Here is a 12,720-nt window from a genome sequence, read left to right as displayed (position 1 = left end):
CATCGGGCCACCATGGGCTTGTGCTTGTCTTAACGCAGAACGCCGGCAAAGCCGACGCCTGCATCAATGGTTCATATCATTGATACAGGCGTCGGCTAGGCCGGCGACAAACCGAGTGCGTTACTCAGGCATCCTGCAAGGCACGCGGACGATTGCTGCGCAGTTCAAAGGCTGGCTGCGGCGCGGCCTGCAACTGGAAGTCAAAGTCCATCTCGGCAAAGCGTCCTTCGACACCCCGGGCATCGGCAGCCGCAGCATCTTCGACGAAGCGCAGTTCACCGACCAGCCCATCGCGGGTGGCGTAGGCGAAATCATCCCACAGGTATTGATCACCGGACAGGTTGATCTGGGTGGTCAGGTGACGGTGACCCGGTGCAGAGATAAAGAAGTGCACATGCGCTGGGCGATTGCCATGGCGGCCCAGTTGGTCAAGCAGCTCCTGGGTTGGACCGTCCGCTGGGCAGCCATAGCCCGACGGCACGATGCTGCGCGCACGGTAACGGCCTTCTGCATCGGTGATGATGCGACGACGCAGGTTGTAGTCCGACTGGGTGCTGTCGAAGTAGGAGTACGTCCCCTGGGTGTTGGCGTGCCACAAGTCGACCACCGCGCCGGCTACCGGTTGGCCGTGCTCATCCAGTACCCGCCCTTGCAGGAACATCACGGTGCCAGCATCAAGACCATCGTCCATCCGCACTTCACCTTCGGCCAATGGCGCACCGGCTACGTACAGCGGGCCTTCAATGGTTCGCGGCGTTCCGCCGGACAAACCTGCGGCTTCATCCTGGGCATCCAGTTGCAGGTCCAGGTAGTGCTCCAGGCCAAGACCGGCCACCAGCAAACCGGCTTCCTGACGTGCGCCCAGGCGATTGAGGTAATCCACTGCTTTCCAGAACTCATCCGGCGTCACCTGCAGGTCTTCGATGACCCGGGCAACGTCATTGATGATGCGATTGACCAGGGTCTTCAGGCGTGGATTGCCTTCCTGATTAAGCAAGCCGCTGGCTTCTTCGAAGAATTTTTGCACATCGGCAGTGTGAGCGATCTTCACGGTCATGATTGGCTACCTCGAATTGTTGTTATCAGTAATCAGCGATCAACGGTCATCGGAATGGATCGACGAGGGATGCCGGCACAGGCCGTCAATCTCGATGTCCATGTAGGGGAACAGCGGCAGTTGCATCAGAGTGTCGTGCAGCGCTTCGACGCTGGGCAGGTCAAAGACGCTGTAGTTGGCGTAATGCCCGGCAATGCGCCACAGGTGGCGCCAGATACCCTCGTGCTGCAGACGTTGGGCCAGCGCCTTTTCGTCAGCCTTGAGCCGGGCCGCTTGGGCCGGGTCCATGTCGAGGGGCAATTTCACGGTCATTTTCACGTGGAACAACATGTGGGCTCTCCTATTCAGCGGCGGCTGAAGAACGCCAGGCGCTCTTCATCCAGGGTCAGGCCCAGGCCTGGGGTGCGCGGGACGTGCAAGGCGAAATCGCGGTACACCGGTGCCTCGACGACGATCTCTTCAGTCAGCAGCAGCGGGCCGAACAGTTCGGTGTGCCAGGTGAGCGCGTTCAAGGTGACGAAGGCATGCGCCGAGGCCAGGGTGCCGATAGAACCTTCGAGCATGGTTCCGCCATACAGGGCGATCCCGGCGGCTTCGGCGATCTGGGCGGTGCGCAACACCGCACGCGGGCCACCGTTCTTGGCAATTTTCAAGGCGAAGATGCTGGCGGCACCGTCGGCGGCCAGGCTGAAGGCGTCCTCGACACTCTCGATGGACTCGTCGGCCATGATCGGTGCCGGGCTGCGCTGGTTCAGGCGTATCTGACCGGCACGGTTGATGCGCGAGATCGGCTGCTCGATCAGGTCGATGCCGTTGTCACCCAACACCTGACAGGCGCGAATCGCCTGAGACTCGTCCCAGTACTGATTGACATCGACCCGCACGCTGGCGCGGTCGCCCAAGGCGTGCTTGATCGCGATGACGTGGCGCAGGTCATGGGCCACTTCATTGGCGCCGATCTTCAACTTGAAAATACGGTGGCGACGCTGATCGAGCATCTGCTCGGCTTCTGCGATATCGCGGGCAGTGTCGCCGCTGGCCAAGGTCCAGGCGACTTCCAGGCTGTCACGCACTCGCCCGCCCAACAGCTCGCTGACCGGCAGGCCCAGGCGTTTGCCTTGGGCATCGAGCAAGGCACTTTCAATGCCCGACTTGGCGAAGGTATTGCCCTTGATCACCTTGTCCAAGCGCTGCATGGCACTGTTGATGTTGCTGGCATCGAGGCCAATCAGCATCGGCGCAAAGTAGCTGTCGATGTTCTGCTTGATGCTTTCCGGGCTTTCATTGCCATACGCCAGACCACCGATGGTGGTGGCCTCGCCCAGACCTTCGATGCCGTCAGTGCAGCGCAGACGAATGATCACCAGGGTCTGCTGCTGCATGGTGTGCATGGCCAGCTTGTGCGGGCGGATGGTCGGCAGGTCGACGATGGTTGTCGAGATGCTCTCGATCAGGGGGTAACTCATCAGGATTCTCCAGGGGGGCTCAACCGAGGTCGCCGCCACCGACCGGCAGCACCGTGCCGGTGATGTAAGAGGCCTCGTCGGAGGCGAGAAAAAGAATCGCGCCGACCTGTTCGTCGAGGCTGCCGTAGCGTTTCATCAAGGTGCTATCCAAGGTCTGGTCGACGATCTGCTGGTACCAGTCCTGTTCCTGCGCGCTTTGCTCGGCACTGTTGCGCGGCACGCGACGGGGCGGTGCTTGCGTGCCGCCCGGCGCCGTGGCATTGACCCGCACACCACGCTCGGCAGTCTCGAAGGCCAGGCACGCGGTCAATGCATTGACCCCGCCCTTGGCCGCGCCGTAAGGCACGCGGTTGATGCTGCGCGTGGCAATCGAGGAGACGTTGACGATGGCCCCGTGGCCCTGCTCAAGCATGTACGGCAGCGCAGCGTGGCAGCACCAAAGGGTCGGGAACAGCGAACGACGCACTTCGGCCTCGATCTGGTCGGCCTGGTAATGCTCGAAAGGCTTGGCCCAGATGGTCCCGCCGACGTTGTTGATCAGCACGTCGAGCCGACCGAAGCGCTCCACCGCTGCCGCCATCACACGCTGGCACTCGCTGTGCTGTTCCAGGTCGGCGGTGAGGGTCAATACACCTTCGGCCTGCAGCTCATGCACCAGCTCCGAACGGTCAACCGCGACCAGTACGGCACCCTCTTCCAGAAGGCGCTCGGAAAGACGCCGACCGATACCCTGCGCCGCACCCGTAACCAGCGCGACCTTGTTGTCGAATCTGTTGCCCATGACAACCTCGAATAAAAAAGAGCCGCCCGTACCCGCACGATGCGAACGGCTCCAAAAAAGGATCAGGCCGCGGACGCAGCGAATTTCTCGTAGTAGAAGTTCGCCGGGGTGATGCCCTGCTCGCGGATGTACTGGCTGACTGCCTCGACCATGGGCGGCGGGCCGCACAGGTAGACATCGACATCACCGTCATTGAGGTGGCGCGGCTCGATGTGCTGGGTGACATAGCCCTTGAGAGGGTGCTGGCTGTCGGGGTTGGCCACACAGGCGCTGAAGGTGAAATTGGGAATGCGCGCGGCAAAGGCTTGCAGACGATCCAGTTCAACCAGGTCGAAGTCGTTCGTGACCCCGTAGATCAGGTGCAGCGGATGCGCACTGCCCTCTTCGGCGATTTTCTCGAGCATTGCGGTGAACGGTGCCAACCCGGTACCGCCAGCCAGCAACAGCAGCGGACGACGGATCTCGCGCAGGTAGAAACTGCCCAACGGACCGGCCAGGGTCATGCTGTCACCGGCCTTGGCCAGGCCAGTGAGGAAGCTGCTCATCAGCCCACCCGGCACGTTGCGGATCAGAAAGCTGACTTCGCCATCCTTCTGCAGTGAGCTGAAGGAATAGGCACGGGTCTGCTCGCTGCCCGGTACGCCAAGGTTGACGTACTGGCCCGGCAGAAATGCCAGGCGGCTCAACGCCTCGCCCTTGATCGACAGCGCAATGGTGCTGTCTGAGAGCTGGCGCACGTCACTGATGCTGGCCTGGTAGCTGGCCTGCTCGGTCTTGCACACCTGTGACGAGGCCGGTACGCGGATCACACAGTCGCTTTCGGCGCGCATCTGACAAGTCAGCACGTAGCCCTGGGCCACTTCTTCCTCGCTCAGGGCGTCTTCGATGTATTCCTGGCCCAGGTCGTAACGACCGGCCTCGGCAAAGCACTTGCAGGTTCCGCAAGCGCCATCACGGCAGTCCAGCGGGATGTTGATACCCTGGCGGTAGGCCGCATCGGCCACGGTTTCGCCGCCAGCGGCGTCGATGAAGCGGGTGACCCCGTCTTCGAAATTCAAGGCGATCTTGTGCATGGCGCACCTCGTGGATCAGGTTGTTGCTCGAAAACCGGGTCAGATGTGGTAGATGTCGATGACCTGGCGTACGTAGTCGTTCTTCAACACCACTTTCTTGGCCTTGATCAGCGGGCGATCGCCACGCACATCAAGGGTGTAGAAACTGGTGCCGAAGTAACTGTCCACGGTCTTGTAGCGGAAGCTCAGGGTGTGCCAGTTGAAGCGCAGGTGGCACAGCCCATCGCTCTGCTCAAGCAGTTCGAGGTTGCTGATGTTGTGCGAGGTGCGGGTGTCGGGCATGGTCGCACTGGAGCGTTCGGTCTTGATCCGGAACACCCGGTCTTCCAGACCGCCACGGTTGCCGTACCAGATCAGCGAGATTTCCCGCTGCGGGTCCTCGGTAAGCTGGTCGTTGTCGTCCCATGCCGGCATCCAGAACGTGGCATCGCTGGCATAACATTCCAGCCATTGATCCCACTGGCTGTCGTCCAGGTAGCGGGCTTCCTGATAAAGGAAGTCGCGTACGGCTTCGTAGGAAATGCTCATTGCACGGCCTCCACAGGGATCAACTGCTGCTCGGCTTCAAGGGCCTTGAGCATGGTTTCCTGCCAGTACTTGTGCTGCAGTACAAACAGGCCCTCATCCTCGGTACGCACACCGCTGAGGTGTGGATGCAGGTCGATTTCCTGGGCCGCGGCGTCGGCGCCTTCAACCCAATGCGTAGCCCCGCGGGACATGTCATTCCAGCCACGGTTGCCCTGGTAACCCATCTGACAGGAGCGGAATTCTTCCAGGTCATCCGGTGTCGCCATGCCACTGACGTTGAAGAAGTCTTCGTACTGACGAATACGCAAGGCACGGGCCTCGGCGCTTTCACCCTTGGGCGCGATGCAGTAGATGGTGATCTCGGTCTTGTCCACGGCAATCGGCCGGGCAATACGGATCTGCGAGCTGAACTGATCCATCAGGTAAACGTTGGGGTACAGGCACAGGTTGCGCGAGTTTTCGATCATCCAGTCGGCACGGGCCTGACCGAAGTCGCGAGCCAGTTCATCACGACGCTCGAACAACGGACGGTCTTCCGGGTTGGCCCAGCGCGTCCAGAGCAGCAGGTGGCCCTTGTCAAAGGAGTAGAAACCACCGCCATTCTTGGCCCAGCCACCGGCACTCATGGTCTTGACCTCTTCACCCGCTTCGCGCTGCTTGCGCTGGTTCTGGGTGGCGGCGTAGTTCCAGTGCACGGCACTGACGTGATAGCCGTCGGCGCCGTTCTCGGCGGTCAGCTTCCAGTTGCCTTCGTAGATGTAGGTGGAAGAACCACGCAGCACTTCAAGGCCGTCCGGTGACTGGTCGACGATCATGTCGATGATCTTGGCCGACTCGCCGAGGTGCTCGACCAGAGGCAGTACATCCGGGTTCAGGCTACCAAACAGAAAGCCGCGGTAAGACTCGAAACGCGCAACCTTGGTCAGGTCATGGGAGCCTTCGCAATTGAAGCTCTGCGGGTAACCGGCATCGACCGGATCCTTGACCTTGAGCAGTTTGCCGGAGTTGTTGAAGGTCCAACCGTGGAACGGGCAGGTATAGGAAGAGCGGTTGCCACTCTTGTGCCGGCAGAGCATCGCACCGCGGTGGCTGCAGGCATTCAGGAAGGCGTTGAGTACCCCATCCTTGTTGCGCGCGATGAAGATCGGCTGGCGCCCCATGGTGGTACTCAGGAAGTCGTTCTTCTCGGGAATCTGGCTTTCGTGGGCCAGGTAGATCCAGTTGCCCTCGAAGATGTGTTTCATTTCCAGTTCGAACAGACGGGGGTCGGTGAACATCTCGCGCTTGCAGCGGTAGATGCCCTTCTCCTGATCTTCTTCAAGCAGGGAATTAAGGTATTCGAATCCCAGGGACATGGCCGGGGCCTCCGTTGTTATTGTTCAGGCCATGTCAGGGTAGGGAGCGCAGGCTCAGGTAAATATCCGCTTTGTGCAGACCTTTATCCGTTTTCTGCAAACACGTCAGGGGCGACGCTTGAGGGTATCGGAGGGTAGTTCGCCAAACAGCGCTTTGTAACTTTCCGAGAATCGGCCCAGGTGAACAAAGCCGTATTCCAGGGCCAGTTCGGTGATGTTGCGCACGCTGCAGTCCGGGTCGCTGAGGTTGCGACGAATGCGTTCAAGCTTCTTCTGCCGAATGTAGTGCTTCGGGGTGGTACCGGCATTGCGTTCGAACAACCCATAGAGCGAACGCAGGCTCATGCTAGCCTGCTGCGCCAGTTGCTCAATGCCGATGTCTTGCTTGAGATTGCGCTCAATGTACTCGGCAATACGCTCAAAGGTGACGGCCTGGCTGCCCAGGCTCTCGCGGCTGACGTTGGTCTGCATCAGCGTCAGCAGCTTGCTGGCAACGATCTGGCTGTAGTGTTCCTGGACACGCTGCAGCGAATCAAAGGCCTCGGCCTCATGACAGACCATCGTCAACAGCCCGGCAAAACCTTCCAGCGCCAGCAGTTGGTAATGGCTGTGGATAAACCGGACGCCTTCACTGGGGCGTTGCCAGCGCTGCTCATCACAAACCGCATCGAGCAGGCGAGCCGGCAGCTTGAGGATGAACTTCTCGCAGTCGGCGGAATACGCCAGGTCCACCGGCTCATCCGGATTGATCAACAACAGCTCACCCGGACCGAGCAGGCGCTCGGCCCGACCCCGGCGCCACATACAGTGCCCCCGCAAGAGAATCTGCAGATGAAAAACACTTTCCAGGGCATGAGACAGCACCCTCACCTCGCCACCATAGCTGATCCGACACAGGTCCAGGCTGGCAAACTTTCGGTGATCGAGGCTGGCCTCCGGGAGGCCATTGCGCGGTAGTCGAATATGATGCTGACCGACGTGCTGGTTAACGTAGGTCGACACGGCATAGGGGTCGGCACGCTCAAAAACCCGGCTGCGATGACTAAGCAGGGGACTATCCATACCAGGGTACTCGTTGTTTTTGTCTGCTCAGTCTATGTGATCCTCAGGGGTTGTGGATAAACGTGAGATGGGTGGTCCCCTGTGGGAACCCACCCTGCCAGCCCTTACAACAAGATCCAGGTGTAACTCAGGATCAAGCGATTCTCATCGATGTCAGAACGGTAGTTCGAGCGCGCCATGGCATTGCGCACGCGGATTCCCAAGCCTTTCAAGACTCCGCCCTGTACCGCGTAGCCAAGATCGAAATCGCGCTCATGCTCCCGGCCCTCATACCCCAAACCGGTGTTGACGTTATCGCCTTTGAGGTAGCGTGCGGTTGCTGTCAGCCCAGGAATGCCCATGGCAACGAAGTCATAGTCGTAACGCACCTGCCACGAACGTTCGTCGGTGTAGGCGAACTCATAGGTCGGTACTTCGTTGCCCAATGGCGAAATGTTCGGGAACACACGGGGGAAGGCATCATCACCATAGATTGCCTGGTAGCCCACCGTGAAGGTATGCCCGGAACGTTTGGCTGAGAGCAACGAGTAAAACGCCTGGTTGTCGATATCCCCCAGCTTGCTGGCTCCTTGCTCACGGGCAGAGAAGTAGCCGAGGTTGGCGCCGAGCGTCCAATCGCCCAACGGCTGGCTGTGTTTGAAACCGACAAACCCTTGTTGGTAGATATCCTCCAACTGTCCGTACCAAAGGCTGACGGTGCTGCGATTGCCGTTGAAACTGTAGTCGCCCCCGGCAAAATTGAACGCATCGCTATCGGCTTTACGCTGGGGAACATGGCCGAGCACTGCAATCATTTTCTCGTCACCGGCCTCGTTGCGCAGGCTGGTGGAGCTCAAGTGCCCGGCTTGTAGCGTCAGGCCCTCAAGTTCTGAAGATGTGATACTTGCCCCCTGATAGGTCGGTGGCAGCAGCCTTGAGTCGTTGTACTGGAGAATAGGCAGGTTGGTTTGCAATTCGCCGACCTTCAACTCAGTCTTCGAGTAACGCAGCTTGAGGGTGCCGCCGACCCGGCTGTACTCATCAGCGGCGCGACCATCGCCGTGCACCGGCAATAGCCCGGTACCCGTACGATCAGGGCTACTGTCGAGCTTGAACCCCACCACGCCGATGGCATCGACACCCACACCGATCAGGCCAGGGGTATAGCCGGACTTGAAGTTGAAGATAAAGCCCTGCCCCCACTCCTCGGCCTTGGATTGCTTGTTGGCGCCAACGATGTCGGAGAAATCGCGGCTGAAGTAGTAGTTGCGGGCCTGCAACGTAGCGCTCGAACCGCTGACAAAGCCGGGCTCAGCGGCGTTGGCACCAACACACAAGGCAAGGGTGGACAGCAACCAGGAATGACGGAGGTTGTTCATGGGTAACGTGCTCTTTTTATTGTTGTTTTAACCGGTGCTACGCGGAGCTTTGATGGCCGGCATAGCCGGCCGCTTGGTGCTCAGGCTTTGGCGGGCAACGACGACGCCTGACTGGCGAACGGCGAGCGGCTGGCGAACACCATCATCGCCAAGGCGGCGACGGCACCCGGTACCGCGAACGCCAGGAAATTGAGCGGCAATGGCAGCTGGACACCCAGCAATGCGCCCCCCAACAGCGGCCCGACGATGGCCCCACTGCGACCAACGCCCGAGGCCCAACCCAGGCCCGTCGAGCGGATGCCCATCGGGTAGTACTGTGCAACACAGGCATAGGCAAGAATCTGCGTGCCGATGGTGGTCGCACCGGCAATCGCGATCAGCAGGTAAAGCACCGGTGTCGGGCTTTTGAAGCCCAACAGGCTGATGGACAGGGCCGCCACCGCAAAGAACACCACCAACACCTTGTCCAGCTTGAAGCGGTCGCCAATCCAGCCACCGCCCACGGCGCCAAAGATCGCACCGAAGTTCAGTACCAGCAGAAACGCCAGGCTGGAACCCAAGCCATAACCTGCGTTGTTCATCAATTTCGGCAGCCAGGAATTGAGGGCATAAACCATCAGCAGGCAGCAGAAGAACGCCACCCAGAGCATCAGCGTGTTCAGCGCCCGACCTTCGTGGAACAGTTGCGGTACCGCCGCACCCGGCGCCTTGCCTGCGGCGGCTTCAAGCCGATCGCCCGCTTGCGGCTGATAGCTCGGCTCAACCCGCTGCAACAGTTGCTGAGCCTGCTCTACCCGGCCCTGACGTACCAGAAAACCGAGGGACTCCGGCAAAAAGCGCAAGATCAACGGCAGCGTCAGCAGCGGAATGACCGCCACATAGAACACCGACTGCCAACCAAAGGCCGGCAACAGCACAATGCCCAGCCCGGCAGACAGCATGCCGCCCACCGAGTAACCACTGAACATGATCGCGACCAGGGTGCTGCGAATTTTCTTCGGTGCGTATTCGTTCATCAGCGCCACCACGTTGGGCATGACGCCGCCGATTCCTAAACCGGCGATAAACCGGCAGAGACCGAACTCCGTAGGGTTGCGGGCGAAACCGTTGAGTACCGTAAAGCCACTGAACAGGATCACGCAGAGGGTGATTGCCTTCTTGCGACCGATGCGGTCCGACAACGGGCCAAACACCAGTGCGCCGAACATCATGCCAAACAGCGCATAGCTACCCAGGGCACCGGCCTGCAGCGGGGTCATGCCCCACTCCTGCATCAATGCCGGCAGCACCACGCCATAAATGACCAGGTCGTAACCGTCGAAGATGATGATCAGCGCACACCAGAACAGCACGCGCCAGTGAAAGGGATTGAACTTCGCCTGATCGATCAGGGCATTGATATCGACTGCTCGCATGGTGCGCGTCTCTTTTGTTGTTGTTATCGAAACCCGAAGGCGCAATACCCACTCGGCGCTGGGGCCTGGCGGTGTTCGCACACTCAGGTTAGGGAGACGTCGAGCATGGCAATAGCCATTTCCTGCGAATCGCTATCCAGATAGCGCAGGGGCTGACCAGGTGTCAGCGGTGGCGTTTGAAGGTCACCGAGGGCAGTTCGCCAAAGCGCTGGCGATAACTCTCGGCAAAGCGCCCCAAGTGCAGAAAACCATAGTCCAAGGCGATTTCCGTCACGTTGCGTACGCTGCTGGCCGGATCCTGCAAGACCGCATGGATACGCTCCAGTTTGCGCTGGCGCACATACCCCTTCGGCGACAGGCCTGCATGGCGCTCAAACAGTGAATACAGCGTTCGCTCACTGACCCGCGCCACATTCATCAACTGCACGATGCTGATGTCTTGATTCAGGTTGGCGTCGATGTACTCCACCAACTGCTCAAAGGAATGAGCCTGAACCTGCGGCTCCCCCCGTTGAATGTTGTTGTCCAGCAGGGTCAGCAGCTTGCTGGCGACAATACGGCCGTAGTGTTCCTGAACCTGCAACAGCGAATGGTCGGACTCGGCCTCAGCGCAGACCAACCCGAGCAAACCGATGAAACCATCCAGCGGTTGGGTCTTGTGACGGGCCGATGTGAAGCGAATGCCGCCCTCAGGCACCTGCCAGCGCTGTTCCAGGCAGGTCTGTTCGAGCAGGCTGGCCGGCAGCTTGAGGATGAATTTCTCGCAGTCGGCCGAATAGGTCAGGTCTACCGGGTCATCGGGGTTGATCAACAGCAACTCGCCTGGAACGTAAGGGTGCTCATTGCCACGGCAAGCCGAAAGACAATGGCCCTTGAGGAGGATCTGCAAGTGATACAGGGTGCCCAGCGCGGGGGACGTGACCTGCGCCTTGCCGCCATAGCTCAGGCGACACAAGTCGAGGCTGGCGAACTTGCGATGGTTGATACTGGCCTGCAGGTCGCCAGTTCTGGGCAGGCGCAAGCAATGGCCGCCGACATGCTGATTGACGTAGTCGGAGACCACATAAGGGTCGGCGCGCTCGAATACACGGCTGCGCTCGCTCAGCAGGTGGCTGCTCATAGGCTGGCCTCGTTTTATTATTATGATGTCGATATCCACAGGGTCTGGTTATCCACAGGCGACCAGCTTGCGTTAGTCGATGTGGGCAGTCCAATATCCGTTAAGTGGGTAACCATACCTTGGAGGTATCATGGAACTGCGCCATTTGCGTTATTTCCGCGTGCTGGCGCAGACCCTGAATTTCACCCGCGCCGCCGAACAGTTGCACATTGCCCAGCCACCGCTGAGTCGACAGATCCGCCAACTGGAGGAAACCCTTGGCGTAGAGCTGCTGGAGCGAAGCCGTCCGCTGCGCCTGACCGAAGCCGGGCGCTTCTTCCATGAACAGAGCGCCGCCCTGCTCGACCAGCTTGAACAAGTTGCCGAAGCCACCCGACGCATTGCCAACAGTGAGCGCCAGTGGTTGCGGATCGGTTTCGCACCTTCGACCTTGTACGACCTGCTACCGGAGTTGATCCGCCAACTGCGTCGCTCCGAGGATCTGGAGCTGGGCCTGCAGGAGATGATTACCCTGCAACAGGTCGAGGCCCTGAAGGCCGGGCGCATCGATATCGGCTTCGGCCGTATCCGCATCAATGACCCGGCCATTGAACAGCATGTGTTGCGCGAAGACCCGTTGGTTGCCGCCTTGCCTTGCGGGCATCCCTTACTGGGGCAGCCGCTGGACCTGGCGCTGTTGGCCCGCGAACCCTTTGTGCTCTACCCCGCCACGCCACGGCCAAGTTACGCCGACCACATCATGGCACTGTTCGCCAACCATGGCCTCAGCGTCAGGGTAGTGCAATGGACCAATGAACTGCAGACTGCCCTCGGGCTGGTGGCGGCCGGGCTGGGGATAACCCTGGTACCCGCGTCGGTACAAACCCAGCACCGTGCAGACATCATCTACGCACCACTGACCGAAACCTCGGCGGTTTCACCCATCATTCTCAGCCGCCGGGCTGGGGATAACTCACCCCTGCTCAAGCACTGCCTGGCTCTGATTGAACAGATGCAGGCTGTGGATAACAACGCCTGAAGCGCCAGTGCAGGACCACCTTGCAGATGCCAAGGGTTAAGGGAAAAACTGTTAGTTGAAATTTAAACTATAAAAATCAACAACTTACAAAATCTGTACTGCACTTCTGAATAGGCCTTTAGTTGCGTATCACTCTCAACTAATACTGTTCTAGTTGACCTGAATCAATACAGCATCACCGTCAGGTGATGGTGTTGATTAATATCGCGTCGCTTGCCTGTTGCCTTCAACAAAACCAGTACTTAAGTACATGAAAACCCGTTGAAAATGTAAGCGCACGGGCGCTCGCGCAATAGTAAGATAGGCAAATAACTATCCCGCATCCTCACGTTCGTGCCCTGTGTTATCCCATCGCTGGAAACGATCGTTAATAAACTGATTTATCAGCAAGGCACTATTGGCCGAATGAACAGTACTTCGGCTGACGCACTGTGCACCGCGGCTCATGTTCTAGATTGCACGATTTAACTACATTGTAAGGAGCGTT

The 12,720-nt window shown here is 59.4% G+C and carries 12 protein-coding genes; 1 reads left to right on the top strand and 11 read right to left on the bottom strand.

The window, feature by feature from the left end; genetic code table 11:
• Positions 1–124: 124 nt before the first annotated feature.
• The 11 genes from catA to EKA13_RS11820 form a co-directional block, all read right to left on the bottom strand.
• Positions 125–1,057: a catechol 1,2-dioxygenase gene (gene catA / locus EKA13_RS11870; RefSeq protein ID WP_065759593.1), complete on the bottom strand. Its 933-nt coding sequence runs from the start codon at positions 1,055–1,057 to the stop codon at positions 125–127.
• A 39-nt stretch (positions 1,058–1,096) separates the two neighbouring features.
• Positions 1,097–1,387 carry a muconolactone Delta-isomerase gene (catC, locus tag EKA13_RS11865; RefSeq protein ID WP_065759592.1) on the bottom strand — a complete coding sequence of 97 codons (291 nt, stop codon included), beginning with the start codon at positions 1,385–1,387 and terminating at the stop codon, positions 1,097–1,099.
• A 14-nt stretch (positions 1,388–1,401) separates the two neighbouring features.
• Complete coding sequence (locus EKA13_RS11860) at positions 1,402–2,523, bottom strand: muconate cycloisomerase family protein (protein ID WP_065759591.1); 1,122 nt, start codon at positions 2,521–2,523, stop codon at positions 1,402–1,404.
• Between the two features lie 19 nt (positions 2,524–2,542).
• The gene (locus EKA13_RS11855; RefSeq protein WP_065759590.1) at positions 2,543–3,304 is read right to left on the bottom strand and encodes a 1,6-dihydroxycyclohexa-2,4-diene-1-carboxylate dehydrogenase; all 762 of its coding nucleotides are present in this window, start codon (positions 3,302–3,304) and stop codon (positions 2,543–2,545) included.
• A 62-nt stretch (positions 3,305–3,366) separates the two neighbouring features.
• Positions 3,367–4,377 (bottom strand): benzoate 1,2-dioxygenase electron transfer component BenC, encoded by a 1,011-nt coding sequence (gene benC / locus EKA13_RS11850; RefSeq protein ID WP_065759589.1) that lies wholly within the window; start codon positions 4,375–4,377, stop codon positions 3,367–3,369.
• Positions 4,378–4,416: 39 nt separating this feature from the next.
• On the bottom strand, positions 4,417–4,905 hold the full coding sequence (gene benB, locus EKA13_RS11845; protein WP_065759588.1) for a benzoate 1,2-dioxygenase small subunit: 489 nt from the start codon (positions 4,903–4,905) through the stop codon (positions 4,417–4,419).
• A complete protein-coding gene (gene benA, locus EKA13_RS11840) occupies positions 4,902–6,260 on the bottom strand; it encodes a benzoate 1,2-dioxygenase large subunit (protein WP_065759587.1) in 1,359 nt (452 codons plus the stop codon). Before benA ends, benB begins: the two co-directional genes overlap by 4 nt.
• 105 nt (positions 6,261–6,365) lie before the next feature.
• Positions 6,366–7,322: an AraC family transcriptional regulator gene (locus EKA13_RS11835; protein WP_065759586.1), complete on the bottom strand. Its 957-nt coding sequence runs from the start codon at positions 7,320–7,322 to the stop codon at positions 6,366–6,368.
• A 104-nt stretch (positions 7,323–7,426) separates the two neighbouring features.
• Entirely contained in the window at positions 7,427–8,680 is a 1,254-nt protein-coding gene (locus EKA13_RS11830) for an OprD family porin (protein WP_065759585.1), read from the bottom strand.
• Positions 8,681–8,760: 80 nt separating this feature from the next.
• Positions 8,761–10,095, bottom strand: coding sequence for an MFS transporter (locus EKA13_RS11825; RefSeq protein ID WP_065759584.1), 1,335 nt, complete (start codon positions 10,093–10,095; stop codon positions 8,761–8,763).
• 163 nt (positions 10,096–10,258) lie between these two features.
• Entirely contained in the window at positions 10,259–11,215 is a 957-nt protein-coding gene (locus EKA13_RS11820) for an AraC family transcriptional regulator (RefSeq protein ID WP_065759583.1), read from the bottom strand.
• A 130-nt stretch (positions 11,216–11,345) separates the two neighbouring features.
• Between EKA13_RS11820 and EKA13_RS11815 the strand changes: the two genes are divergently transcribed.
• Positions 11,346–12,233 (top strand): LysR family transcriptional regulator, encoded by an 888-nt coding sequence (locus EKA13_RS11815; protein WP_065759582.1) that lies wholly within the window; start codon positions 11,346–11,348, stop codon positions 12,231–12,233.
• Positions 12,234–12,720 lie beyond the last annotated feature (487 nt).

This window comes from Pseudomonas defluvii (assembly GCF_001695625.1).
GTDB classification, from domain to species: domain Bacteria; phylum Pseudomonadota; class Gammaproteobacteria; order Pseudomonadales; family Pseudomonadaceae; genus Aquipseudomonas; species Aquipseudomonas defluvii.
Note: the sequence above shows the minus strand (reverse complement) of the source record. Positions and strands in the feature narration are given on the sequence as shown.

Bases quoted from the DNA above. Each gene is read 5' to 3' on its own strand.
- catA (WP_065759593.1), bottom strand. From the start codon at position 1,057: ATGACCGTGAAGATCGCTCACACTGCCGATGTGCAAAAATTCTTCGAA.
- catC (WP_065759592.1), bottom strand. From the start codon at position 1,387: ATGTTGTTCCACGTGAAAATGACCGTGAAATTGCCCCTCGACATGGAC.
- EKA13_RS11860 (WP_065759591.1), bottom strand. From the start codon at position 2,523: ATGAGTTACCCCCTGATCGAGAGCATCTCGACAACCATCGTCGACCTG.
- EKA13_RS11855 (WP_065759590.1), bottom strand. From the start codon at position 3,304: ATGGGCAACAGATTCGACAACAAGGTCGCGCTGGTTACGGGTGCGGCG.
- benC (WP_065759589.1), bottom strand. From the start codon at position 4,377: ATGCACAAGATCGCCTTGAATTTCGAAGACGGGGTCACCCGCTTCATC.
- benB (WP_065759588.1), bottom strand. From the start codon at position 4,905: ATGAGCATTTCCTACGAAGCCGTACGCGACTTCCTTTATCAGGAAGCC.
- benA (WP_065759587.1), bottom strand. From the start codon at position 6,260: ATGTCCCTGGGATTCGAATACCTTAATTCCCTGCTTGAAGAAGATCAG.
- EKA13_RS11835 (WP_065759586.1), bottom strand. From the start codon at position 7,322: ATGGATAGTCCCCTGCTTAGTCATCGCAGCCGGGTTTTTGAGCGTGCC.
- EKA13_RS11830 (WP_065759585.1), bottom strand. From the start codon at position 8,680: ATGAACAACCTCCGTCATTCCTGGTTGCTGTCCACCCTTGCCTTGTGT.
- EKA13_RS11825 (WP_065759584.1), bottom strand. From the start codon at position 10,095: ATGCGAGCAGTCGATATCAATGCCCTGATCGATCAGGCGAAGTTCAAT.
- EKA13_RS11820 (WP_065759583.1), bottom strand. From the start codon at position 11,215: ATGAGCAGCCACCTGCTGAGCGAGCGCAGCCGTGTATTCGAGCGCGCC.
- EKA13_RS11815 (WP_065759582.1), top strand. From the start codon at position 11,346: ATGGAACTGCGCCATTTGCGTTATTTCCGCGTGCTGGCGCAGACCCTG.